Below are 24,245 nucleotides of genomic sequence, written 5' to 3' on the forward strand. Positions count from 1 at the left end.
ATAGAAGGGCCGTTCCTTTGTGGAACGGCTTTTTTTCTCGAGGAATTTTGTTATAATTTAAAATGTTATAAATAATGGGGGTAAGGGGTAAAGCACATGGACGAATTAAGTTTTCAAGTCATTATTTTATTAATTGCATTCGGCTTTTTAGCAGCTTTTATTGATTCAGTTGTTGGCGGTGGGGGATTAATTTCGCTTCCGGCACTTATGTTTGTTGGTTTACCACCAGCTTCGGCAATTGCAACGAATAAATTAGCTGCAACGATGGGGACGTTTACGAGTGCAATTTATTTTATTCGATCGGGAAAGGTCGATTTTAAAATTGTAGGAAAGTTAATCCCGTTAACTGTTATAGGAGCAATCGCAGGTGCTTTAGTAGTAAAATTTATTCCACCGGACATTTTACGTCCGTTAGTACTTGTGATGTTGGTGTTTATTGCTATTTATATTATTGCGAAAAAGGATTGGGGCAGTGTATCTACCTATAAGAAGATGACGAAAAGAAAAACATTAATATTTTTCTTTGTTATCTTAATGATAGGGTTCTACGATGGTTTTTTTGGCCCAGGGACAGGATCCTTTTTAATTTTTGCATTTTTATTAATTGGTTTGGATTTTATTCAAGCGGCAGCATCTGGAAAACTTTTGAACTTTGTTAGTAATATCGTATCTTTAATTACTTTTTTATTTTTAGACGTAATTCATTTTGAATACGGTATTATTATGGGATTATCGATGATTTTGGGCGCTTATTTTGGATCGAAGTTTGCAGTTCAAAAAGGTGTTGGATATGTAAGGACTTTATTTTTATTAGTAACTATCTTATTAATCGGAAAAAACATTTTGGAATATACTCATATTTTGTAGAGTTATACGTATGTATAACTCTATTTTTTTATTATATTTTAAAAATTAATTAATTTTTAAAATATAAGTCTAGGAATATTTGAATAAATCTAAATTATCGTGTAGAATAATGTTGTAAAATGTAAACGTTTTTCTAAGGGGAGGCTAAAAAGAATGGTAGTAGCATACAAACATGAGCCATTTACAGATTTTTCAGTGGAGGCTAACAAATTAGCGTTTGAAGAAGGTTTAAAGAAAGTAGAATCTTATCTTGGACAAGACTATCCATTAATTATTGGGGGAGAAAAAATCACTACAGAAGACAAAATTGTTTCTGTAAACCCTGCAAATAAAGAGGAACTTGTTGGTCGTGTTTCAAAAGCAAGCCGTGAGTTAGCTGAAAAAGCAATGCAAGTAGCGGATGAAACATTCCAAACTTGGAGAAAATCAAAGCCAGAAATGCGTGCAGACATTTTATTCCGTGCTGCAGCAATCGTTCGTCGCAGAAAACATGAATTCTCTGCTATTCTTGTAAAAGAAGCGGGTAAACCATGGAATGAGGCAGATGCTGATACAGCAGAAGCAATCGACTTTATGGAATATTATGGTCGTCAAATGTTAAAATTAAAAGACGGAATTCCAGTAGAAAGCCGTCCAATTGAATATAATCGTTTCTCTTACATTCCATTAGGAGTAGGTGTTATCATTTCTCCTTGGAACTTCCCATTCGCGATTATGGCAGGTATGACAACAGCTGCTTTAGTTTCTGGTAACACAGTATTACTAAAACCAGCTAGTACAACTCCTGTAGTAGCAGCGAAATTCATGGAAGTATTAGAAGAAGCTGGCTTACCAGCTGGCGTAGTAAACTTCGTTCCAGGTAATGGTTCTGAAGTTGGTGACTACTTAGTAGATCACCCTCGTACACGTTTCGTGAGCTTCACTGGATCTCGTGATGTAGGTATCCGTATTTATGAGCGTGCAGCGAAAGTAAACCCAGGCCAAATTTGGTTAAAACGCGTTATCGCTGAAATGGGCGGTAAAGATACAATCGTTGTTGATAAAGAAGCAGATCTTGAATTAGCAGCTAAATCTATCGTTGCATCAGCATTCGGATTCTCAGGACAAAAATGTTCTGCATGTTCTCGTGCAGTAATCCATGAAGATGTATACGATCACGTATTAAATCGTGCTGTTGAATTAACGAAAGAATTAACAGTTGCTAACCCAGCTGTATTAGGTACAAATATGGGTCCTGTTAATGACCAAGCTGCATTCGATAAAGTAATGAGCTATGTTGCAATTGGTAAAGAAGAAGGTAGAATCTTAGCAGGTGGCGAAGGAGACGATTCTAAAGGCTGGTTCATCCAACCAACAATCGTTGCTGACGTTGCAGAAGATGCTCGCTTAATGAAAGAAGAAATCTTCGGACCAGTAGTAGCATTCTGTAAAGCAAAAGACTTTGATCATGCACTTGCAATTGCAAACAATACAGAATACGGTTTAACAGGTGCTGTTGTTACTAATAACCGTGAACATATTGAAAAGGCACGTGAAGAATTCCATGTGGGTAACTTATACTTCAACCGTGGATGTACTGGTGCAATCGTAGGTTACCAACCATTCGGTGGCTTTAACATGTCTGGTACAGACTCTAAAGCTGGTGGCCCTGACTACTTAGCACTTCACATGCAAGCAAAAACTACTTCTGAAACTTTATAAGAAATAGTAGAAGAGATCTTCGCAGTATGCGAAGATCTCTTTTTTTTTTGAAAAACTTTCTATATGTGGATTAAGATAGAGATACGTAGAAAAACTAATAAGGTTTACTTCAGTAAATAAGATATATTATATTTGTTGAATAGATTCTCTTTAAGGACAAGAAAAGTAGGTGAACAAAGTGGGAAAATATCAATTGGATTACAAGAGTCAGGTAGCTGTGGCAAAGTTTCATGAAAAACAGACGCCTGCCAAATTTGATAAAAAGCAGCAAATTGAAAATTTGCGTGCGGAGTATTTGAAAAAGAAGCAAAAACAAACAGATAAATAATATGTTACGTTTTTGATAGGAGAGACCAGTTCTGATTACCATATATTACTATTTGGTAATCAGAACTAGCTAAACCCTATTAATATCGGGATAAACATGTAAATAGAAACAAAGCAACGAGAAAAGTTGACTTATTAGTCACATTTTTTAGTATTCATTTTAAGGATTTCCTGTATAATACAATTTGAAAGAAAATCTATGGTTTGACAAGAAACACTCCTTTCGGTTTTGCTCACTGAAGGGAGTGTTTTTTTGTAGATACAAACTCTGCTGTACTCATTACATTTGCATATACGCCATTTAAACTAGCCAAAATTGTGTTATGAATGTAAACGGCTGATATAGTAGCATTCTTAAAAGAAAGATCTTTTGTAGCACAAGCATCATGTATAACGGTACATTGAAGGCCGAAATCAAAAGCAGCTCTTACGGTAGCATCGATACACATATGGGTCATCATCCCGCATATGACGACGTGCTCAATGTCTAAACGTTGTAATTGTTCTAGAAGATCGGTTTCGCGAAAACTATTTGGATAATGTTTGAGTATAACGGTTTCTTCTCTAAGTGGACGTACGCTTTCATGAATATGTACACCTTCTGTATTGGGTAGGAAAAAAGTAGCGTCATCTTTTATTGCTACATGTTGGATATGAAAAATAGGTTCGTTTTTCGTTCTAAAGAGTTGTAGTAGCTGACTAGCATAGTCACTTGCTTCTACTGGATTACGCAATTCCATCTTTCCATGTGGAAAATAATCATTTTGAATATCAACGAGTAAAAGAGCTGTTTTCATATATTTATCTTCCTCCAATTTCATATTCAAATAATGGTATTCAATTTATAGAGAGGATTCTCCTTTTAAAAAAATATGAAGGAGAAGAACTTTACATAACTTTAAAAACCAATATTATATTGTGGTTTTTTATTTGAAAATTTTAATAGAGAAATAATTAATATTTTTCTAAAAAATGTATTGACTCTTATTATTCTGAGTTCTATAATGAGAATTAATTAAACGACAATTAAATCGATACATTCTTATCCAGAGAGGTGGAGGGACTGGCCCTACGATACCTCAGCAACGGGTTTTTTAATACCGTGCTAACTCCAGCAAGCCTTATAAAAGGCTTGGAAGATGAGAAGATGTGAACGAGTACATATAAGTGCTCTCCTTCTTATCTTTATGGTTGATAAGAAGGAGAGCACTTTTTATTTTACCTCGAAAGCTCTACTTCAAGTTTTTACAGCATATAGGAGGGAAGAAAATGATTTCTTTTAACAATGTAAGTAAAGTATATGAATCAGGTGGGCAATCTGTTCATGCGGTGGAAGATGTAACTTTATCAGTTGAGAAGGGCGAAATTTTCGGTATCATCGGTTTTAGTGGCGCTGGAAAGAGTACGTTGTTACGCCTAGTAAATATGTTAGAGAGACCGACGGCAGGAACGATTTCAATAGATGATAAAGATATTACATCACTATCGACGAAAGAATTACGGAAGCTAAGACAAAGAATCGGGATGATCTTTCAAAGTTTTAATTTATTTAATTCAAGAACAGTGTTTGGGAATATTGCTTATCCATTAAGGTTAGCGAAAGTACCAAAGAATGAGATAAAAGAAAGAGTAAACGAACTGCTGAAGTTTGTAGGTTTAGAAGATAAAGCAAACTATTATCCAGAGCAACTATCAGGCGGACAAAAGCAGCGTGTTGGTATTGCAAGAGCACTTGCAACATCGCCAGACATTCTTATATGTGATGAGGCAACATCAGCTTTAGATCCAGAAACAACGACAGAAATTTTGAACTTATTAAAGAAAGTAAATCGAGAATACAATGTAACAATTCTTCTGATTACACATGAAATGCATGTTGTGAAAGAAATTTGTCACCGTGTAGCTGTAATGGAGAAGGGAAAGGTTATTGAAGAAGGAAAACTGTTTGACGTTTTCACACAACCAAAAACAAAGACGACTCAAAACTTTGTACGTTCTATTATTAATGATCATTTACCAGAAAGTGTTCTAGGGAAAATTCAAAACGGAGGACAGATTTATCGTTTAACATTTACTGGTGAGGAGACAGGGCAACCAGTACTATCATATATCGCAAAAAACTATAACGTCGATGTAAACGTGCTTTACGGAAATATTATTGAACTTCAAAATGTGCTATTTGGAAATCTACTTGTAGAACTGCAAGGTGAGCAAAAAGAAATTCAAAAAGCATTACAACATCTAAGACTACAAGTGCAGCTGAAGGAGGTAGAAGCTCATGCGAGTTGATTGGAGTATATTTTGGCCCCGCATATTAGAGGCGACGGGGGATACCCTCTTAATGGTAATCGTAACCCTTATATTTGCTACAATTCTTGGTATACCTCTAGGTTTACTTTTATATGTAACGAGAAAAGGAAACTTTTTAGAAAATAAATGGGTCTTTTCTATTCTTAATATCATTATTAATACCATTCGTCCGGTTCCGTTCATTATCTTCTTAGTAGCTTTAAGCCCACTAACAAGAAGTGTTATTGGAACGACGATTGGAACAGCAGCAGCAATTTTCCCAATGACATTAGTTGCATCAATCGGTATTGCTAGAATGGTTGAAACAAATCTTGTGTCAGTTCCAAAGGGAGTCATTGAAGCAGCGCAAGCGATGGGCGCTTCACCAATTAGAATTGTTTTTGAAATCCTTGTGCCAGAAGCGTTAGCACCATTGATTTTAGGAGTTACATTTATGACGGTTGGTCTAATTGAATTTTCTGCAGTTGCTGGGCTTGTCGGTGGTGGCGGTCTTGGTGATTTAGCGATGACATATGGTTATCAACGTTTTGATACATCAGTTATGTTCGTAACGGTCGTTTTACTTATTATTCTCGTACAGGTAGCTCAAAATTTAGGAAACTACTTTGCGAAAGTCTTTTTACGCAGATCATAAAAAGGAAGAGGGGAAAAGAAAATGAAGAAAATTTTAGCATTTGCATTATCAGCAATTCTAGGGGTTTCAGCGTTAAGTGGATGCTCAAGTAGAGACGCGGGGGCAGGAGCAAAAGAGAAAGTAGTTCGCGTCGGTGTAACTGGAACAGATGGAGACGCTTGGGAAATTTTAAAGAAAAAAGCTGAAAAAGAAGGAATTAAAATTAAACTGATTGAGTTCTCTGATTATACGACGCCAAATAAAGCGTTAGCTGATGGAGATATTGAACTAAACTCATTCCAGCACGTTGCTTTCTTAGAGCAATTTAAAAAAGAGCATAAGTTAGATATTACAGCTGTCGGTACAACGCAAATTGCACCAATGGGCTTATACTCTGAAAAATATAAGAAGGCAAATGAAATTCCAGATGGTTCAGAAATTGCGATTCCGAATGATCCAACGAACCAAGCTCGTGCATTAAAACTTCTTGATGCAGCAGGTTTATTAAAGCTTAAGAAAGACTTTGGCTTATTTGGGGATCCAAGCGGCATTGCTGAAAATCCAAAGAAGTTAAAAGTTACCCCGGTTATCGCACAGCAAACACCTCGTGTATTAAAAGATGTTGCAGCTTCAGTTATTAATAACGGTGTTGCTGGTCAAGCTGGATTAGATCCAGCGAAGGATCCAATTTTCTTAGAAGATCCAAAGAATGAAAATGCGAAGCCATATATTAATATTTTCGCAGCTCGTACAAAAGATAAAGATGATCCAACACTGAAAAAAGTAATTGAACTATATCATTCAAAAGAAGTAACAGATGCAATTAAGAAAGAAACAAATGATGGTTCCATTTCAGTAGATCTTTCACTTGAGGAGCTTGAAAAAATCGTAAAATAATTATCGGGTTTAACGATTAACAGTAGGAACCCCTCCGCTGTTAGTTCGTTCAACATATAATCTACTTAACAAACAAACCCTAATTCTGTACCTTCCAATTCTGTATAACGTAGAATCCAATGTTTGTTAAGTAGAGTAATGGACCAGGAGTTTTCCTGGTCTTTTTTTATGAATGAAAGTAGCTAGCGAATAGTAAGGTAATCCAAATTATAATAGGATAAGAAAATAAGCTGAAAATGAGTGTAATTACGAATTTCTTTTGATAAATTAAGTGTTTTTGGGATGAAAAAAAGAAAATCGAAAAGATGAAAATGAAAGCTGCCGATATTACGCCAGGGTTATAGGAACGGTAAATGAAAAACAAAATAATATGTTGAACGGAGTTGAAGAATATAGCCCCTTGTATAAAAATAACCCAGTATATAGAAGACAAGAAGTTTAGTTGATATAGAAAGACGATAAGTAAGACAAAGATTGTTAATGCGGAAATGGCAATGAAAAATTGTTGGCTTGTTATAAAATGAATTGAAAATTGATTAGCAAGATATTGTGGCATTTGGAAAGATTCTTCTAGGTTATGAATGAAAAATAACAAGGGAATAATCCAAAACATAATAGTGGAATGTTTTTTCAACAACTTAGATCACTCCAATCTGGGGATAGAAAGCCTACAAAGGCCCTCTATCCAGAGATGTTCATTCAATTATGATACTTTTTAAATTATCTTCATGATGCTCTCGTTTTTTCGGATAAGCAGCTAGCTCCTCTTGTAAAATATTTAGCATTTGCTTAGCTGATTGCTGGATTGGTGTAGGCAACTCTTCTAATATATTCATACCGACTTTTATTTTTGCATGAATTACCTTTCTTAGTAGTTCCTCACGCATGTACTACACCTCCAAACCGAATGTTTAGTACATCATCTTCGAATTTTGCTCCTTGAATAGAAAGGTGTGTTAACGTTTTTGGTAATGTGATGTTTCGTTTAACAGAACCAGCGCGAATGATAAGCTCATCACCTTTTTGATTTAATGCAAGTTCACTTTTGTTAGAGAAGGGAATGGACAGAACGAAAATATATTCATCGCCATCTTTTTTTACATATTGAGTGCGGCCGTTAAATTTTACTTCAGTAGGAAAATGATCAGTTTTAAATAAAGCATCTCCTACGCGTTCTAACATAGGTAAACCAACAACTTCTTGTTCAAACATTGGAGCTTCGTAAATAGGAAGTGGATCAAAACTATCTTGAATTAATGTTTTATATTTCTTTTGGGTATCTTTCCATGCTTGAAAATAAGGATCGGTGACAGTTTTAGGAATGACACGGTTGATCATAATGGCATCTACGTTATAATCGTATAAATTTAAATACGTAAAGCTGCGCTGTGCTTCTTTAATGACCATTTTTTCAGGATTTACAACGATGCGGATACTTGTTACGCCTCGGTTTGATAAAATATCTCTCATTTCTCCGAGCTGTTCAAGTGTATTCGTTAATTCGTCCATAATATCATCGGTTGGAAGGGGGACACCAAGAAGTGGTTGAGCTACAGGGCGAACAACTTTTAAAACTTTTCTTTTAATAGGAAAGAGTTTTTCCATCCACCAGCCGAGCATGTCTGGAAAGCTGAGCATTGCTAATGTTTCTCCTGTTGGAGCACAATCAATGATAATAACGTCATATGTGTTTTGTTTATAATAATCGAGTACGCGAAGTAAACTAATTAAATCTTCCATACCAGGAAACATCGTTAACTCTTCGGTTGTAATATCATCTGCTGCTTTGGAAGTGAAGAGTAGTGTAATATATTTCTGTAACTTTCCCCAGCCTTTTTCCATCTCATAAATCGTATTAATTTCTTGTGCCCATAAATTTTCAAGAATTTCTAATGGCTCAGAAGAAAGTTTTATACCAAATGAATCTCCTAAACTATGAGCAGGGTCTGTGCTCATTACTAAAGTTTTTAAGCCTTGTTTTGCGCTTTGAAGTGCAGTTGCTGCTGAAATACTAGTTTTTCCTACGCCGCCTTTACCTGTATACAAAATAATTCTCATCATCATATCCCCCTTTGTTTCGAATATCGAATATTACGAGTACCGAAATATTTTTTTGAATAAAAACCCTATTAGGGTTTTTATTCAATCGGAATGTTTTTCATTTTAGGTGTAGAAACCTTTTCTTCAGTTTTTTGCTGTGACGTAGCAATGTGATTCATGATCTTTTGGAAGATCTGTAGTAAGAATGCTTTTTCTTCTTCTGATAATGCTTCTGTCACTAGGTTAAAGTAATGGGCTGCATTTTGTTTTACTTCTTGAACGAGCATTACACCGTTTTCTGTTAAACGAATTAATACAATGCGTCGGTCGTTTTCATCACGGTACCTTTCGATATATCCCTTTTTTACAAGGCGATTTACAACACCTGTCGTTGTACTCATCGGTATATCAAGAAGGTCAGCGATTTTTGTCATTGTAATATCTGTATTTCGCTCCATCCAAAGTAAACAAAATACTTCTGTTTTAGAAAGTGTTAAATCTAGGCTTACCCATTCCTCAGGATAGAAAAGTTTCTTGGCGTTATCTAGCAGTAAGTCTAAAAAATGTTCATATTGCAACAATTAATTCCACTCCCGTATATTTCGAGGTTCGTAATATTTGTTTTTATTTTATGTAGAATTGAAATAAATGTCAATTACTTTAACTATTTTTTCAGATTAGAAAGAAAACTATCTTTAAAATAGTATTATTTTATGATAGATTTATAAATATAAAACTAGAATTTACATAAAAATCCATCATGGTAAATATACTTATCTATAATGGATGTACAGCTAATGAGGGGGATAACGATGAGAAGACGTAATACGCAAGCGTTCACGTTTTTAGCATGGACTTCATTTGTTTGCGCGCTTTCAGGTATGCTAATTGGAATTTATACGTTAGATGAAACGCTTAGTGTAAAAGGATATTATTTAATTGGAACATTATTTTTAACGATGTCTTGTTTTGTATTACAAAAAACAATTCGTGATAATGAAGAAGATAACGAGAGATTTCCGAAAAATAAACCGTTAGATAAAGAGTAAATCGTAAAGAAAGGCGTTTGCCTTTCTTTTTTTATGTAAAAATGCCGTAAGTGCCATGTGTTGACTTGCTTGAAGTACTGAAAATTTGGTATCATCAATAGTATTGTAGATTGAACGATATATTATGGAGGTGGCCTAGCCGTGTCAAGAATTTCCGTTGAGAATGTAAAGCACGTAGCACATTTAGCACGTCTTGCAATTACTGATCAAGAAGCAGAAAAATTTCAAAAACAACTAGATGCAATTGTTACATTTGCAGAACAGTTAAATGAATTAGATACAACAGATGTAAAACCAACAACTCATGTATTAACTATGAAAAATGTTATGCGTGAAGATGTACCAGAAAAAGGTTTACCAGTTGAAGAAGTATTAAAAAATGCACCGGATCACAAAGATAATCAAATCCGTGTTCCAGCAGTATTAGAATAGAGGAGGGGAATTTCGATGTCATTATTTGATCATTCAGTATCAGAGTTACATAAGAAATTAAACAACAAAGAAATTTCCGTTACGGATTTAGTAGAAGAATCTTACAAACGTATTGCGGATGTTGAAGATAACGTAAAAGCTTTTCTTACATTAGATGAAGAAAACGCACGCGCAAAAGCGAAAGAATTAGACGCGAAAATTGGTGCTGAAGATAATGGTTTATTATTCGGTATGCCAATTGGTGTAAAAGATAATATTGTAACTAACGGTCTTCGTACTACTTGTGCGAGCAAAATGTTAGCAAACTTTGATCCAATTTATGATGCGACAGTTGTGCAAAAGCTAAAAGCTGCTGACACAGTTACAATCGGTAAGTTAAATATGGACGAGTTCGCAATGGGTTCTTCAAATGAAAACTCAGGTTTCTACGCTACGAAAAATCCATGGAACTTAGATTACGTTCCAGGCGGATCTAGTGGTGGTTCTGCAGCAGCTGTAGCAGCAGGAGAAGTGTTATTCTCTCTAGGTTCTGATACGGGTGGTTCTATCCGTCAGCCAGCTGCATATTGCGGCGTTGTAGGTTTAAAACCAACTTACGGACGTGTATCTCGTTACGGATTAGTTGCATTCGCATCTTCACTTGACCAAATCGGGCCAATTACACGTACAGTAGAAGATAACGCGTACTTATTACAAGCTATTTCAGGTATTGACCGTATGGATGCAACTTCTGCAAACGTTGAAGTAGGAAACTACTTAGCTGGTTTAACAGGCGACGTTAAAGGTTTACGTATTGCTGTACCAAAAGAATACTTAGGAGAAGGTGTTGGCGAAGAAGCTCGTGAGTCAGTACTAGCTGCTTTAAAAGTATTAGAAGGTATGGGCGCAACTTGGGAGGAAGTATCTCTTCCACACTCTAAATACGCTCTAGCAACGTATTACTTATTATCTTCTTCTGAAGCATCTGCTAACCTTTCACGCTTTGATGGCGTACGTTACGGTGTTCGTTCTGATAATGTAAATAACTTATTAGACCTATACAAAAACACACGTAGCGAAGGTTTCGGTGATGAAGTAAAACGTCGTATTATGCTTGGTACATTTGCACTTAGCTCTGGTTACTATGATGCATATTACAAAAAGGCACAACAAGTACGTACATTAATTAAAAACGACTTTGAAAATGTATTTGCTAACTACGATGTTATTATTGGACCAACAACGCCAACTCCGGCATTTAAAGTGGGCGAAAAAGTTGATGATCCAATGACAATGTATGCAAACGACATTTTAACAATCCCAGTAAACTTAGCGGGTGTTCCAGCGATTTCTGTTCCATGTGGATTTGGTGCTAACAACATGCCACTTGGTTTACAAATCATTGGTAAACACTTCGATGAAGCGACAATTTACCGCGTTGCACATGCGTTTGAGCAAGCAACAGACTATCATACAAAAAAAGCAAGTCTGTAAGGAGGCGAGCATAGATGAATTTAGAAACAATTATTGGTTTAGAGGTTCACGTTGAGTTAAAAACAAATTCAAAAATTTTCTCTGCGAGTCCAACAGAATTCGGAGCGGAGCCAAATACACAAACAAGTGTAATTGACTTAGGATACCCAGGGGTACTTCCTACTTTAAATAAAGAAGCAGTTAACTTTGCAATGAAAGCTGCAATGGCATTAAACTGTGAAATCGCAACGGAAACGAAGTTCGACCGTAAAAACTATTTCTACCCAGATAATCCGAAAGCTTACCAAATTTCTCAATTCGATAAGCCAATCGGTGAAAATGGTTGGATTGAAATCGAAGTAGACGGTAAAAAGAAACGTATCGGTATTACACGTCTTCATTTAGAAGAAGATGCTGGTAAATCAACGCATACAGCTGATGGTTCATTAGTAGACTACAACCGTCAAGGTATGCCTTTAATCGAGATCGTATCTGAGCCAGATATGCGTACGCCAGAAGAAGCATATGCATACTTAGAGAAGTTAAAATCAATCATTCAATACACTGGCGTATCTGATTGTAAGATGGAAGAAGGTTCCTTGCGTTGTGATGCGAACATTTCCCTTCGTCCAGTTGGACAAGAAAAGTTCGGTACAAAAGCGGAACTGAAAAACTTAAACTCATTCACTTACGTACAAAAAGGTCTTGAGCACGAGCAAGTGCGCCAAGAGAAAGAATTATTATCTGGTGGTATCATCCAACAAGAAACACGTCGTTATGATGAAGCAACGAAGAAAACAATCTTAATGCGTGTGAAAGAAGGATCTGATGATTACCGTTACTTCCCAGAGCCAGACTTAGTTGAACTTTACATCGACGATGAGTGGAAAGAAGCAGTTCGTGCCTCTATTCCAGAACTTCCAGATGCGCGTAAAGCTCGCTATGTTTCAGAAATTGGCTTACCAGCTTATGATGCACACGTATTAACATTAACGAAAGAAATGTCTGATTTCTTTGAAGCAACTGTTGCAGACGGTGCTGATGCGAAATTAACATCAAACTGGTTAATGGGTGAAGTGCTTGCATACTTAAACAAGCAACAAAAAGAATTAAAAGACGTTGCATTAACACCTGCTGGCTTATCTAAAATGGTTCAATTAATTGAAAAAGGTACAATTTCTTCTAAAATTGCGAAGAAAGTATTTAACGAATTAATTGAAAAAGGTGGAGACCCAGAGGAAATCGTTAAAGCAAAAGGTCTTGTTCAAATTTCTGACGAGGGTACACTTCGTAAAGTTGTAACAGAAATTCTTGATAATAATGAGCAATCTATCGAAGACTTTAAAAACGGTAAAGACCGTGCAATTGGCTTCTTAGTTGGGCAAATTATGAAAGCTACAAAAGGACAAGCAAATCCACCGCTTGTTAACAAAATCTTACTTGAAGAGATTAATAAGCGATAAAATAGTAGTAACTTTTAAAGGTTAAGTAGAAAAACACCCATGTACGGGTGTTTTTCTAGGTTAATCAAACGTTTGTTTAAATGAGAGAAGATCGTTTAAACAAACGTTTGATTAACTGTCAAAAGTGGAAAAATGTTTGTATAGCAACTATGGTATGATAGTTGCAAAAAGGTGGGAATAATGATAAATCTAGACATAGAGGTTTTTTTTCATCTCATGAAATAATAGATAATTATTATTCGTTATATGTAAATTGTTGTTAGGAAATAGATGGACATAAATTTTTTGTCAAATAAAACAAAACCATTGAAATGAATATTTACTTTTGATGGACTACACGAATCGGGTTCTTACTGCCTGTTTGAGAGGGATAAAAGAAGGATAGGAAGATGAGAGGAGGTAGGCATGGGAATACTGAATAGAAGTTCGGTATGTTCTTTTTCAATATATAAAGAAATTTCCTATGCTAATAAATGATGAAGCGAGCAAGAATTATTTATAATCCTACTTCTGGGCGCGAGCTATTTAAGAAGAGCTTACCGGAAGTATTACAAAAATTAGAACAAGCTGGATATGAAGCGTCTTGTCATGCGACAACTGGTCCTGGAGATGCGACTGTGGCAGCGAGGCAAGCTGCGGATCGTAAGTTTGATGTTGTTATCGCAGCTGGTGGTGACGGTACATTAAATGAAGTGGTGAATGGTTTAGTAGGACATGAACATCGTCCGAAATTTGGAATTATTCCAGTAGGAACGACAAATGATTTTGCGCGTGCGATCGGTGTACCTCGTGCTATTGAAGAGGCTGCGGATATTATTTGTGAAGGAAAAACAGTTCCGTTAGATCTTGGCAGAGCGAATGATACATATTTCATTAATATCGCTGGTGGCGGTCGTATTACAGAATTAACATATGAAGTACCGAGTAAGCTAAAGACAGTATTAGGACAACTTGCTTATTATTTAAAAGGTATTGAAATGTTACCATCATTACATCCAACATATGTTGAAATTGAGTATGATGGAAAGTTGCTACAAGAAGAAATTACGATGTTTTTAATTACGAATACTCGTTCAGTGGGCGGCTTTGAAAAGGTAGCACCATATGCATCAATTAACGATGGCTTATTTGATTTATTAGTGCTGAAAAAAGGCTCTATTGCTGACTTAATTAAAGCAGCAACACAAGCGCAGCGTGGTGAACATATTAACAATCCAAAAGTACTATACACACAAGCAAATCGAATTAAAGTACATTCACCAGATAAACTAATGATTAATTTAGATGGTGAATACGGTGGAGATGCACCGATGGAATTCGAAAATATATATCATTGTCTCGAACTATTTGTTCCTGAACATCAAGAGGATGTCCTGTAAAGGCATCCTTTTTATTATATAGAGTAATTGTAAATTGGAAGTTAGTTTGATTTTTATGGTATTTTTACAATTCGTTTATTTTATATCCATACTTTATTGATACACTGGAGGAGATAAGAGGCGAGAGGTAGGGTGTGCTATGGAGAAGATAAAAGCAATACTATTTGATAAAGATGGGACATTAATGGATTTTCATTCAATTTGGATAAAAGTAGCTGAAGAACTTGTGGCGGAATGTATCAATTTATATCAACTGCCAAAGTCAATGCAGCCTACTTTATTAAAAGAGATCGGCGTGGAGGGGGTGTTTGTAAACCCTCGTAGCGCAATAGCAGCAGGAACAAGCCTTGATGTTGCAAAGGGACTTTGCAAGTATATTACGTCATCTAAGGAAGAGGAGATGCATGAGTGGGTAAGTGAAAAATTATTTTCCCTTATGTATGAGCACCGTTCTTATATGAAAATGACGGCGGATTTACCGAGAGTTTTACAAAGTTTAAAGGATAGAGGATTTATTTTAGGTGTTGTTACAGCTGATGATTTCGCACCGACAGAATTGTTTTTAAAACAGTATCAATTAGAGTCTTTTTTTGATTATGTTGTAGCTTCAGATACGTTTCCGGCACAAAAACCAGATAAAAGAATTATAGAATCTTTTTGTGAGAAGTTTCATTTAAAAGCATGTGAAGTAGCCGTCGTTGGAGATACACCAACTGATTTATATTTAGCGAGAAATGGCGGCGATTGCTATGCGATTGGAGTACTATCTGGTACAGGAGATCGTCAAACGTTAGAACCACTTGCTGATTTAGTAGTACAATCTGTTGGGGAATTTATTTCTCATTCGGGTGAGTTCATTTGGGAACAAGGAAAGTCTAATGTGTAAGAAAAATAAGTCTATAAGGACTCTTGATGAGTCTTTATAGACTTATTTTTTATGTCGACATAGAAGGTATGTAGGATGAATGCTGGAAAAGAATGTTGGCATACATTTTGCAATGAAAAGAGAAAACAATGTAAAGAAAAGGATGGGGTACGTAATGAACACAAAAAAATTTGCTAAAGTAAATGAACAAATTCCTGGACCGAAAGCAGCGTCTTTACTAGAACGCCGCCAAAATATAGTACCAAAAGGAGTAAGTAACGGCATCCCAACGTTTGTACAATCTGCAAATGGTGCTCTTGTAACAGATGTTGATGGCAATCAGTATATTGATTTCGCGGGGGCAATCGGAACAATTAACGTAGGACATTGTCATCCAGCTGTTAAAGAAGCGCTTCATAAACAAGTAGATCAATATATTCATACTGGATTTAATGTCATGATGTATGAACCATATATTGAATTAGCAGAAAAACTTGCGGCATTAGCGCCAGGAAGTTTTGATAAGCAAGTACTATTTTTAAATAGTGGTGCAGAAGCAGTTGAGAACGCGGTAAAAATCGCTCGTAAATATACAAAAAGACCTGGTATTATCGCATTTTCTAAAGGATTCCATGGTCGTACATTAATGACAATGACGATGACAAGTAAAGTAAAACCATATAAATTTGGATTTGGCCCATTTGCTCCTGAAGTATATAAAGCACCATTCCCCTATGAATATCGTCGCCCAGAAGGACTAACGGAAGAGCAGTACGATGACTTTATGATTGAAGAATTCAAGAACTTCTTTATATCAGAAGTAGCACCAGAAACAATTGCAGCCGTTGTAATGGAACCTGTTCAAGGGGAAGGCGGATTTATCGTTCCAAGTAAGAAGTTTGTTCAAGAAGTACGTAATATTTGTTCAGAACACGGCATCTTATTTGTAGCAGATGAAATTCAAACAGGATTTAGCCGGACAGGAAAATATTTTGCCATTGATCATTATGATGTCGTTCCAGATTTAATTACGGTATCTAAATCATTAGGCGCTGGTGTACCGATTAGTGGTGTTATTGGACGTAAAGAAATTATGAATGAGTCTGCGCCGGGAGAGCTTGGTGGAACGTATGCAGGAAGCCCGCTAGGATGTGCAGCAGCATTAGCGGTACTCGATGTAATAGAAAAAGAGAATTTAAATGATAGAGCGATAGAATTAGGAAAAGTCGTAATGAAGCGATTCGAAGAGATGAAAAATAAATATAATTGCATTGGTGATGTGCGCGGTTTAGGAGCAATGTGTGCATTCGAGCTCGTTCAAGATCGTAAGACGAAGGCACCTGATAAAACGTTAACAGCTAACTTGTGCACAGAGGCAAACAAACGCGGATTACTTCTACTATCAGCGGGAACATACGGTAATGTTATTCGTGTGTTAATGCCGTTAGTTATTACAGATGAGCAACTTGAAGAAGGGTTAACAATAATTGAAGAATCACTGCAAGTCTGTTATGAGAAAGCAAATACTGCTCGTGTTTAAAAGCTAAATAATAAATTGCAAACATTCTAGCTGACTCTATATAAAATGCAGAAAATTCACTTTATAATAAAAGTAGTGAAGTGAATCGATGGATTGGAAGTTAGGGGTGGCTAGGATGGTTGGAGAAAAGGAACGAGTGTTAATGGATTTACAAGATGTATTTGAATATGCGTTTGACGAAATTTTTGTGACTGACGAAAAGGGAATCGTTGTGCGTGTAAATAGTACATGTGAAAGGCACTATCAACTAGCTGCTAAAGAGTTAGTAGGTAAGCATGTGAAAGAATTGCAGAAGGATGGTATCTTTTATCCATCGGCAACGTTAGAAGTAATTGAAAAAAAGAGACCAATTGAACTCGTTCAAACGACAAAATCAGGAGAGTATTTACACGTTCGTACAAGGCCTGTTTTTGATAATGAGGGAAATTTAAGAAGAGTAATTAGTTATTCTCGTGATCTTACAGAACTCTACCAATTACGTCAAAAGGTAGAGGAAATGGATAATCAGTTAAAAACATATAAAAAAGAATTAAGAGAAACATATGAACATGAAGGGCTTATTTTTAAAAGTATCGCTATGCAAAAAATAGTGGAGACAATCAAGAAAGTATCCGTGGTAGATAGTACAGTTCTCGTATTAGGTGAGACAGGAGTAGGGAAGAGTCGATTAGTACGTCATTTACATGAAGTGAGTAATCGGAAGAATGAAAGTTTCTATGAAATTAACTGTGCGGCATTGCCAACGAATTTAATTGAATCAGAGCTTTTTGGATACTCAGGTGGATCTTTTACAGGTGCGAATCGTGAAGGGAAAAAGGGATTATTAGAGTCTGCGCATAGGGGAACTCTTTTCTTAGATGAAATTGGCGAAATGCCGCTTGAAATTCAAGCGAAGCTTTTGCAAGTGTTGCAAGAAAAAACGTTTCGTCCTATTGGCGGAAGAGAATTAAAAAAAGTGGATGTTAGAATTGTAGCGGCAACAAATAGAGATTTAAGTATGATGGTGAAACAAGGAACATTCCGGAAAGATTTATATTATCGTCTGAATGTCATTCCAATTTTAATTCCGCCACTTCGGGAAAGGACGGAAGACATTTTGCCACTCATTTATCATTATTTACAGCACTTTAACGAGAAATATGGCCGGAATGTAAAATTAGCACCTAGCACATTACAAATGTTTGTCGGTTACCCGTGGGAAGGAAATAATAGAGAAATTGAAAATGTGATTGAGCGAATTGTTATAACTGCTGATGACATCGTTACGATCGAAGATTTGCCAATAGCGATGCAAGAATCAACGGTTGAACAGTCCGGTCAAAGTCTCTATAAAATGCTAGAAGAAGTAGAACGTAATATTATTTTGAAAGCGTATAAAACATATGGATCGAGTTATAAAGTAGCGGAGTTTTTAAAAATAAGTCAATCTGCTGCCACTAGGAAGATAAAGAAAATTATAGAGGAGGAAGAAAACATTGGATAAAAAAGCGACGTTTGTAAATGTAGAGAAAAAGGCGATGTATATAAATGGTGAGTGGATTACATTGCAAGAACAAATCGAAGTAAATAATCCAGCAACGAAGGAAATATTTGCGACAGTACCAAGGGGTGGGGTAACGGAGGCAAAGCAAGCTGTTGATGCTGCTCATGAAGCTTTTAAATCATGGTCTAAGTTAACAGCAGCAGACCGTGCAGTGAAGTTAAAAAAATGGTTCACACTTATTGATGAAAATAAAGAAGAGATTGCAGCGATTATGACGAGAGAACAAGGAAAGCCATTTGCAGAAGCACTTGGTGAAGTGAATTATGCAAATAGCTTTGTTGAATGGTACGCAGAAGAAGGAAAACGCGTATATGGTGAAATGATTCCTGCTTCTCATCCAAATAAACGTATTTTAGTTATGAAGCAACCAGTTGGGGTTATGGCAGCTATTACACCTTGGAACTTCCCGGCTGCTATGATTACGAGAAAGGTAGCCCCGGCGCTTGCAGCAGGATGTACGGCAGTTGTAAAACCTGCAAGTCAAACGCCGTTAACTGCGTTGAAATTAGCTGAATTAGCTCATGAAGCGGACATTCCAAAAGGCGTAATAAATATTGTAACAGGCAGTGCGAAAGCAATTGCTGATACGTGGATGGAAGATGGACGTGTTCGAAAGGTTTCCTTCACAGGATCCACGGAAATTGGGAAGGAATTAATGGCCAGTGCTGCACAAACGATGAAAAAGGTTTCACTTGAGTTAGGTGGTCACGCGCCGTTTATTGTTATGAATGATGCGGACTTAGATAAAGCGGTAGAGGCGGTAATCAGTTCGAAATTCCGTAACGCAGGACAAACGTGTATATGTACAAACCGAGTATTTGTTCAGGAAGAAGTGTATGAAGTATTTGTAGAGAAGTTCCAAATGGCAGTAGGGCAGTTGAAAGTAGGAGACGGTTTCGGTGACGGAACTACTGTAGGACCACTTATTGATGAGAATGCAGTTTCAAAAGTACAGGAACATATTGAAGATGCTATCCAGAAGGGTGGAACAGTTTTATTTGGTGGCCAAAAGGTTGCAGAGCTAGATGGTCACTTTATTCAACCAACTGTAATTGGATTGGCGACCGATACGATGCTTTGTATGAATGAAGAAACATTTGGACCGGTTGCACCAGTTGCGAAATTTAAAACGGTTGAAGAAGTAATCGAACGTGCAAATCATACACCATATGGCTTGGCTGCTTATATTTTCACAAAAGATATTAGTCAAGCATTCCAAATTAGCGAAGCATTAGAGTACGGTATTATCGGATTAAATGATGGACTTCCATCAGTTGCACAAGCTCCGTTCGGTGGCTTTAAAGAGAGTGGTATTGGCCGTGAAGGAGGCCATTTCGGTATCGAGGAATATTTAGAAATTAAATATATTTCATTAGGACTATAAGTAGTATACTAGAATCTCTATAAGGTAACAGAGAAGGAGATTCTAGTATGGTATATTGGCTATTATTACTCGTAACAATTATTTTTGAAGTAGCTGGAACAATTGCGATGAAATTATCAAACGGCTTAACAAAGCTCGTTCCAAGTGTACTTATTTTCGTATTTTATGGAATTTGTTTCAGCGTATTTGCTATCGTTGTCAAAAAAATTCATTTAAGTATCGCTTATGCGATTTGGTCTGGGGTAGGAACATTACTTATTACAATCATTAGCGTGTATTTCTTTAAAGAGCACATTAGCTTATTCCAAGCGTTTTGTATTCTCTTTATCGTTTTAGGGGTAATTGGACTTAAGGTTTCATCGGCATCATAAAAGGCTATCTTCCAGTGTGGAAGATAGCTTTTTATTTGTATTAAAATGCCCAGTTACCTTTACGGAAGATAGGTTCATGTCTTCCGTCAGCTGTAATACCGTCAATATCAAGATCAGCTGATCCGATCATGAAATCGTTATGTGTAATACTAGTGTTTGCTCCGTTTTCAGCAAGTTCTTCTTTAGACATTGTTTTTCCACCAACTAAGTTGAATGCATAAGCACTTCCGATTGCAAGGTGGCAAGATGCGTTTTCATCAAATAGCGTATTGTAGAATAAAACATTTGTGTTTGAAATTGGTGAGTCATGAGGTACTAAAGCCACTTCTCCTAAGAAGTGAGAACCTTCATCTGTTTCTACTAAATGTTTTAAAGCCTCTTCACCAGTTTCTGCTTTATAGTCTACGATACGTCCGTTTTCAAATGTTAATGTGAAGTTATCGATAATGTTACCTGCAAATGCTAACGGTTTTGTGCTAGATACTTGGCCGTTTACACCTGTTTTAAGTGGCATTGTAAATACTTCTTCAGTTGGAATGTTCGCCATAAATGGTACGTTCTTTTCATTTAAGCTACCAGCACCAGCCCATACATGCTTTTCTGGAAGTTCGATTGTTAAATCTGTTCCAGGAGCTGTATAGTGAAGAGCTTTATAATGCTTTTCGTTTAAGTAATCAACTTTTGTATGTAACGTTGCATCGTGTTCTTTCCATGCTTCTACAGGATTTTCTAAATCAGCACGAGTAGCTTTGAAAATAGCATCCCATAGTTTTGCTTCTTGTTCTTCTGGTACGACGTCAGGGAATACTTTCGCAGCCCATTCTTTCGTAGGGACAGAAATGACACACCAGCTTACTTTATCAGCTTGTACGTAATCACGGTATACTTTCATTGCTTCACCAGCTACTTTATGAGCTGTTGCGATACGCGTTGCTTCTACACCTTTTAATAAATCTGGGTTTTCTGCATAAATAGACATAAATGCAGCGCCTTCTTTTGCTAATTCTTCACGAGCGTGTGCTTTCCAAGATGGGAACTCAGCAAATGCTTCTTCAGGAGCTAGATCGAATTTTAAGCGTGTTAACGTCTCATCATTCCAATCCACATATACGTGTTTTGCACCAGATTTATATGCTTTTTCTGTAACGAGGCGTACAAATTGTACAGCTTCAAGAGGTGCACTAATTGATAATGTTTGTCCTGGTTGAATGTTAACACCAACATTGACTGCAAGGGCAGCATATTTCTCTAACGTTTGTTCAAATGACATATGTATAATCTCCTTTAATTTGAAAGATTTCTTACTATATATAATACAAGAAAATTCAAAAAATATATATAAATATGGCGTAAAAAGAGGGCTCAAAATATATTGAGCTCTCATCGTTATTTAATTGAAGAAGCAAATTGTTCTACGGTCGTCGTGTGGTGTATACGAACACGCTTCATTTTTAACAACTCATCGGGTTCACCTTTTGTAATAAACTTTCCAGATTTTGTTGTCGTCGCAAATTGATAATATTTCTTCGTTTCTGCAACGACTTTATCATCTACATGACCAAATGGATAAGCAACTGCGATAACGGGCTTACCAGTTATTTTTTCTAGCCTTTCTTTCGATCCCTTTAATTCTTCTTCATAGTTTGTAATCTTTGGCAAGTCTGCATGTGTTGCAGTATGAGATTGCATAGAGAAAATACCGGACTCAACCATTTCTTTTATGTCAGATGTAGAAAGAGAGCCTTCGGTATCAACATTATTAACAATCATATATTCTGTTGCTGTTGGTTTAAACGTATTGTCTTTTAGTTTTTGTAAAATATGAAATGCATTCATATTATTTTTCATACCGTCATCAAATGTAACAAAGATAGGCTTATTTACTTTATTCGTATCGCCCCAGTGTTCAAAAGTTAGTAATGTATAGCCGTTGTCCTTTAAATATTGCATTTGGGCTTCAAAGTTAGCGGGTGATACGAATAAATCTTTAATACCTTGTCCGTAATAATCATCGATTGCATGGTACATAAGAATGGGAACCTTTTGCTCGAAGGTAATAGCAGATTTTGTGAGTGGAATGGTTTTCCCATCTGCTTTCATTCCTATTGCTTCAATTTGGAATTCACCGCGTTTTGCTTCAAATTCTTTTATGTCAAAGGGAAGTGAAAATTGCTTTTCCCTTTCTTTTGAAGACAAGGATTTAGCAGTTTCTTTTCCATCAGCAGTTCGCCAAATTTTATATTGTACCTCAGTTAAAGTATCTTTTATATCTGTCATGTGAATAGTAGTGTTTGTAGATTCATGTGTAATTGGAGTATAAGAAATTTTCCCTTGTTCTTCTACGGTCACTTCTTGTTTCTTAGTTTCTTGAACCTTTTTCTCTTTTTTAGGCTCTTGGCTTACATTGTTAGTATTACAACCTGCTAGAATAGCAGACGTACATAAAGCGATTGCTGCGTATTTCCTCATAAAATCACCTTCTATTGTGTATTATGTTGCATACTTATATGTTAAAATCCCCACCGCTGTAAGAGAGGTGGGGACATACCCTTGTTCATCATATCATTTTAGTAATGAGATAGGTTAGTGACTTTTAATAGAGTTATTTCTACCATATTTTAGTGAAATCACCAATTGGTGAGGGGTGATTAAAGTTTCACTTTATAAGAGATATGAATTTTTCCATCGATGTATTAGGCCCTACAAAATGGCGTTTAATTAAATACTGTTCGTTTGGCATCCCTTTTGTAATGTGATTACCGTGATCAGTAGTTACTGCAAACTCATAATATTTTTTCGTTTCTTCAACAGCTGGATCATTATAAGAACCTACTGGATAAGCGAGAGCGATGACCTTTTTACCAGTAAGAGCTTCAATTTTTTCTTTTGAACCACGTAATTCCTCATCATAATTACTGGAATAAGCCATCATCGTATGATTAGCAGTATGCGATTGAATAGAAAAAATGCCTGAATCCATCATTTGTTTTATATCATCTGTTGATAGGCGATTTGGTTTGTCTATCTCGTTTGCAGTAAGAAATTCAGTAGCCGTAGGTTGGAATCTATCATCCTTTAATTTTTGTAAAATATGAAGAGCATTCATATTATTTTTTCGACCATCATCCATCGTTACAAAAACAGGTTTATTTACACGATTTATATCATTCCAACGTTCAAACGTAAGCATCGTATAACCGTTATCTTTCAAATATTGCATATGTTTTTCGAATTGCTCAGGTGGTACATATAAGCCGTAATCCCCATCACTTGGCCCAGGGTATTTTTCAATCGCATGGTACATTAAAACGGGTACATGTTGCTGGAATATAATTTTAGATGTTACTAGATTTGTTTCAGTATTATCTTCTTTGATTCCTACTGTTTCAATTTGGAATTCGCCACGTTTTAAATGAAATGATTTTAAATGTAGTGGGAGGGCAAAGTCACGTTCTTTTTCTTGTGAAGTAAAAGTTTGTTTGCTTTCAGGACCATCAGCAGTACGCCAAATATTGTAACGTACTTGTTTGAATGAATCTCTTAAATCCTTTGTATAAATCGTGGTGTTTTGTGCGTTATATTCATACGGATCCCATGTAATAATCCCTTGTGTTAAAGGAAGTTCAACTGCTTTCGCTTTTTTTTGTTCAACTGTTTGTTTCGCCGTTGCTTCTTTTATTTGTTTATCACTAGTACTACTAGTGTTGCAACCTACGAGAATAGCAGAAGAAAGTAAAGCGATATATGTATATTTTTTCATTCTATCATCCTTCTATTGTGATTTGATTATCATCACTTATGTCATGAAACCATCGTTCGTATAAGTGACATTAAATCAAATTTTTGGTTCTAAAAATTTGATTTATACCCTTGTCCATCATATCACTATAGAATATATAGGGGAATACATTTTTGGGATATTTCGGAAAAAATACTTTATTTTTTTGGGGTGATATTTACATGAAAATACATATAGAAGGTAGCAAAAAACTCCACCTTAAATTAGGTGGAG

At 36.1% G+C, this 24,245-nt stretch carries 24 protein-coding genes and 1 riboswitch; of the genes, 16 read left to right on the forward strand and 8 right to left on the reverse strand.

The window, feature by feature from the left end; genetic code table 11:
- Positions 1-96: 96 nt before the first annotated feature.
- From FS742_RS23455 to FS742_RS27720, 3 genes are all read left to right on the forward strand, one after another.
- Positions 97-867 (forward strand): TSUP family transporter, encoded by a 771-nt coding sequence (locus FS742_RS23455; protein ID WP_144615418.1) that lies wholly within the window; start codon positions 97-99, stop codon positions 865-867.
- Positions 868-1,020: 153 nt separating this feature from the next.
- Positions 1,021-2,568 (forward strand): L-glutamate gamma-semialdehyde dehydrogenase, encoded by a 1,548-nt coding sequence (gene pruA, locus FS742_RS23460; protein ID WP_144615419.1) that lies wholly within the window; start codon positions 1,021-1,023, stop codon positions 2,566-2,568.
- Between the two features lie 178 nt (positions 2,569-2,746).
- The gene (locus tag FS742_RS27720; RefSeq protein ID WP_000521652.1) at positions 2,747-2,896 is read left to right on the forward strand and encodes a hypothetical protein; all 150 of its coding nucleotides are present in this window, start codon (positions 2,747-2,749) and stop codon (positions 2,894-2,896) included.
- 232 nt (positions 2,897-3,128) lie between these two features.
- On the opposite strand, the gene FS742_RS23465 is transcribed toward FS742_RS27720, so the two are convergent.
- Positions 3,129-3,692 (reverse strand): cysteine hydrolase family protein, encoded by a 564-nt coding sequence (locus FS742_RS23465; RefSeq protein WP_144615421.1) that lies wholly within the window; start codon positions 3,690-3,692, stop codon positions 3,129-3,131.
- Between the two features lie 242 nt (positions 3,693-3,934).
- Positions 3,935-4,041: riboswitch (SAM riboswitch) on the forward strand.
- Between the two features lie 123 nt (positions 4,042-4,164).
- Between FS742_RS23465 and FS742_RS23470 the strand changes: the two genes are divergently transcribed.
- The 3 genes from FS742_RS23470 to FS742_RS23480 are packed head-to-tail and all read left to right on the forward strand — an operon-like array spanning position 4,165 to position 6,715.
- Positions 4,165-5,184 (forward strand): methionine ABC transporter ATP-binding protein, encoded by a 1,020-nt coding sequence (locus FS742_RS23470; protein ID WP_046953719.1) that lies wholly within the window; start codon positions 4,165-4,167, stop codon positions 5,182-5,184.
- Positions 5,174-5,839: a methionine ABC transporter permease gene (locus tag FS742_RS23475; protein ID WP_144615423.1), complete on the forward strand. Its 666-nt coding sequence runs from the start codon at positions 5,174-5,176 to the stop codon at positions 5,837-5,839. The genes FS742_RS23470 and FS742_RS23475 overlap by 11 nt, the downstream gene beginning before the upstream one ends.
- 21 nt (positions 5,840-5,860) lie before the next feature.
- A complete protein-coding gene (locus FS742_RS23480) occupies positions 5,861-6,715 on the forward strand; it encodes a MetQ/NlpA family ABC transporter substrate-binding protein (protein WP_144615425.1) in 855 nt (284 codons plus the stop codon).
- Between the two features lie 166 nt (positions 6,716-6,881).
- Here FS742_RS23480 and FS742_RS23485 read toward each other — a convergent pair whose 3' ends face one another.
- The 4 genes from FS742_RS23485 to FS742_RS23500 form a co-directional block, all read right to left on the reverse strand.
- On the reverse strand, positions 6,882-7,349 hold the full coding sequence (locus tag FS742_RS23485) for an HXXEE domain-containing protein (protein WP_144615655.1): 468 nt from the start codon (positions 7,347-7,349) through the stop codon (positions 6,882-6,884).
- Between the two features lie 61 nt (positions 7,350-7,410).
- A complete protein-coding gene (locus FS742_RS23490; protein ID WP_144615427.1) occupies positions 7,411-7,602 on the reverse strand; it encodes a DUF3926 domain-containing protein in 192 nt (63 codons plus the stop codon).
- Positions 7,595-8,776 (reverse strand): ArsA family ATPase, encoded by a 1,182-nt coding sequence (locus FS742_RS23495; protein WP_186327209.1) that lies wholly within the window; start codon positions 8,774-8,776, stop codon positions 7,595-7,597. Before FS742_RS23495 ends, FS742_RS23490 begins: the two co-directional genes overlap by 8 nt.
- 77 nt (positions 8,777-8,853) lie before the next feature.
- On the reverse strand, positions 8,854-9,336 hold the full coding sequence (locus FS742_RS23500) for a MarR family winged helix-turn-helix transcriptional regulator (RefSeq protein WP_000942477.1): 483 nt from the start codon (positions 9,334-9,336) through the stop codon (positions 8,854-8,856).
- 231 nt (positions 9,337-9,567) lie between these two features.
- Between FS742_RS23500 and FS742_RS23505 the strand changes: the two genes are divergently transcribed.
- The 10 genes from FS742_RS23505 (at position 9,568) to FS742_RS23550 (ending at position 20,233) form a co-directional block, all read left to right on the forward strand.
- Positions 9,568-9,804 (forward strand): YiaA/YiaB family inner membrane protein, encoded by a 237-nt coding sequence (locus FS742_RS23505; RefSeq protein WP_001254393.1) that lies wholly within the window; start codon positions 9,568-9,570, stop codon positions 9,802-9,804.
- A gap of 141 nt (positions 9,805-9,945) precedes the next feature.
- On the forward strand, positions 9,946-10,236 hold the full coding sequence (gene gatC, locus FS742_RS23510) for an Asp-tRNA(Asn)/Glu-tRNA(Gln) amidotransferase subunit GatC (RefSeq protein WP_000086999.1): 291 nt from the start codon (positions 9,946-9,948) through the stop codon (positions 10,234-10,236).
- A gap of 15 nt (positions 10,237-10,251) precedes the next feature.
- Positions 10,252-11,709 carry an Asp-tRNA(Asn)/Glu-tRNA(Gln) amidotransferase subunit GatA gene (gatA, locus tag FS742_RS23515; protein WP_000051449.1) on the forward strand — a complete coding sequence of 486 codons (1,458 nt, stop codon included), beginning with the start codon at positions 10,252-10,254 and terminating at the stop codon, positions 11,707-11,709.
- 14 nt (positions 11,710-11,723) lie between these two features.
- Positions 11,724-13,151 (forward strand): Asp-tRNA(Asn)/Glu-tRNA(Gln) amidotransferase subunit GatB, encoded by a 1,428-nt coding sequence (gene gatB / locus FS742_RS23520; RefSeq protein WP_060629333.1) that lies wholly within the window; start codon positions 11,724-11,726, stop codon positions 13,149-13,151.
- Between the two features lie 473 nt (positions 13,152-13,624).
- Positions 13,625-14,530, forward strand: a complete 906-nt coding sequence (locus FS742_RS23525; protein ID WP_144615428.1) for a diacylglycerol kinase — start codon at positions 13,625-13,627, stop codon at positions 14,528-14,530.
- Between the two features lie 139 nt (positions 14,531-14,669).
- Positions 14,670-15,416 (forward strand): HAD family hydrolase, encoded by a 747-nt coding sequence (locus FS742_RS23530; RefSeq protein WP_144615430.1) that lies wholly within the window; start codon positions 14,670-14,672, stop codon positions 15,414-15,416.
- Between the two features lie 154 nt (positions 15,417-15,570).
- Entirely contained in the window at positions 15,571-16,935 is a 1,365-nt protein-coding gene (gene gabT / locus FS742_RS23535; protein ID WP_186327210.1) for a 4-aminobutyrate--2-oxoglutarate transaminase, read from the forward strand.
- A 115-nt stretch (positions 16,936-17,050) separates the two neighbouring features.
- Positions 17,051-18,418 carry a sigma-54 interaction domain-containing protein gene (locus FS742_RS23540; protein WP_144615434.1) on the forward strand — a complete coding sequence of 456 codons (1,368 nt, stop codon included), beginning with the start codon at positions 17,051-17,053 and terminating at the stop codon, positions 18,416-18,418.
- Positions 18,411-19,862: an NADP-dependent succinate-semialdehyde dehydrogenase gene (gene gabD, locus FS742_RS23545; protein ID WP_144615436.1), complete on the forward strand. Its 1,452-nt coding sequence runs from the start codon at positions 18,411-18,413 to the stop codon at positions 19,860-19,862. The genes FS742_RS23540 and gabD overlap by 8 nt, the downstream gene beginning before the upstream one ends.
- Before the next feature lie 47 nt (positions 19,863-19,909).
- The gene (locus FS742_RS23550; RefSeq protein ID WP_000263262.1) at positions 19,910-20,233 is read left to right on the forward strand and encodes a DMT family transporter; all 324 of its coding nucleotides are present in this window, start codon (positions 19,910-19,912) and stop codon (positions 20,231-20,233) included.
- Positions 20,234-20,273: 40 nt separating this feature from the next.
- Here FS742_RS23550 and FS742_RS23555 read toward each other — a convergent pair whose 3' ends face one another.
- The 3 genes from FS742_RS23555 to FS742_RS23570 form a co-directional block, all read right to left on the reverse strand.
- Entirely contained in the window at positions 20,274-21,503 is a 1,230-nt protein-coding gene (locus FS742_RS23555; protein ID WP_144615438.1) for an aminopeptidase, read from the reverse strand.
- Between the two features lie 116 nt (positions 21,504-21,619).
- Positions 21,620-22,702 (reverse strand): polysaccharide deacetylase family protein, encoded by a 1,083-nt coding sequence (locus FS742_RS23560; protein ID WP_144615440.1) that lies wholly within the window; start codon positions 22,700-22,702, stop codon positions 21,620-21,622.
- Between the two features lie 187 nt (positions 22,703-22,889).
- Entirely contained in the window at positions 22,890-23,993 is a 1,104-nt protein-coding gene (locus FS742_RS23570) for a polysaccharide deacetylase family protein (protein ID WP_144615444.1), read from the reverse strand.
- Positions 23,994-24,245: the final 252 nt, after the last annotated feature.

Source organism: Bacillus cereus (assembly GCF_007678085.1).
GTDB classification, from domain to species: Bacteria; Bacillota; Bacilli; order Bacillales; family Bacillaceae_G; genus Bacillus_A; species Bacillus_A cereus_BE.

What these genes read in the sequence shown, in the direction of transcription:
- FS742_RS23455 (WP_144615418.1), top strand. Translation starts at nt 97, where the DNA reads ATGGACGAATTAAGTTTTCAAGTCATTATTTTATTAATTGCATTCGGC.
- FS742_RS23560 (WP_144615440.1), bottom strand. Translation starts at nt 22,702, where the DNA reads ATGAGGAAATACGCAGCAATCGCTTTATGTACGTCTGCTATTCTAGCA.
- FS742_RS23530 (WP_144615430.1), top strand. Translation starts at nt 14,670, where the DNA reads ATGGAGAAGATAAAAGCAATACTATTTGATAAAGATGGGACATTAATG.
- gatA (WP_000051449.1), top strand. Translation starts at nt 10,252, where the DNA reads ATGTCATTATTTGATCATTCAGTATCAGAGTTACATAAGAAATTAAAC.
- FS742_RS23525 (WP_144615428.1), top strand. Translation starts at nt 13,625, where the DNA reads ATGATGAAGCGAGCAAGAATTATTTATAATCCTACTTCTGGGCGCGAG.
- FS742_RS23505 (WP_001254393.1), top strand. Translation starts at nt 9,568, where the DNA reads ATGAGAAGACGTAATACGCAAGCGTTCACGTTTTTAGCATGGACTTCA.
- FS742_RS23470 (WP_046953719.1), top strand. Translation starts at nt 4,165, where the DNA reads ATGATTTCTTTTAACAATGTAAGTAAAGTATATGAATCAGGTGGGCAA.
- FS742_RS23465 (WP_144615421.1), bottom strand. Translation starts at nt 3,692, where the DNA reads ATGAAAACAGCTCTTTTACTCGTTGATATTCAAAATGATTATTTTCCA.
- pruA (WP_144615419.1), top strand. Translation starts at nt 1,021, where the DNA reads ATGGTAGTAGCATACAAACATGAGCCATTTACAGATTTTTCAGTGGAG.
- FS742_RS23495 (WP_186327209.1), bottom strand. Translation starts at nt 8,776, where the DNA reads ATGATGAGAATTATTTTGTATACAGGTAAAGGCGGCGTAGGAAAAACT.
- gabT (WP_186327210.1), top strand. Translation starts at nt 15,571, where the DNA reads ATGAACACAAAAAAATTTGCTAAAGTAAATGAACAAATTCCTGGACCG.
- FS742_RS23475 (WP_144615423.1), top strand. Translation starts at nt 5,174, where the DNA reads ATGCGAGTTGATTGGAGTATATTTTGGCCCCGCATATTAGAGGCGACG.
- FS742_RS23550 (WP_000263262.1), top strand. Translation starts at nt 19,910, where the DNA reads ATGGTATATTGGCTATTATTACTCGTAACAATTATTTTTGAAGTAGCT.
- FS742_RS23480 (WP_144615425.1), top strand. Translation starts at nt 5,861, where the DNA reads ATGAAGAAAATTTTAGCATTTGCATTATCAGCAATTCTAGGGGTTTCA.
- FS742_RS23555 (WP_144615438.1), bottom strand. Translation starts at nt 21,503, where the DNA reads ATGTCATTTGAACAAACGTTAGAGAAATATGCTGCCCTTGCAGTCAAT.
- FS742_RS23540 (WP_144615434.1), top strand. Translation starts at nt 17,051, where the DNA reads ATGGTTGGAGAAAAGGAACGAGTGTTAATGGATTTACAAGATGTATTT.
- FS742_RS23570 (WP_144615444.1), bottom strand. Translation starts at nt 23,993, where the DNA reads ATGAAAAAATATACATATATCGCTTTACTTTCTTCTGCTATTCTCGTA.
- gatB (WP_060629333.1), top strand. Translation starts at nt 11,724, where the DNA reads ATGAATTTAGAAACAATTATTGGTTTAGAGGTTCACGTTGAGTTAAAA.
- FS742_RS23490 (WP_144615427.1), bottom strand. Translation starts at nt 7,602, where the DNA reads ATGCGTGAGGAACTACTAAGAAAGGTAATTCATGCAAAAATAAAAGTC.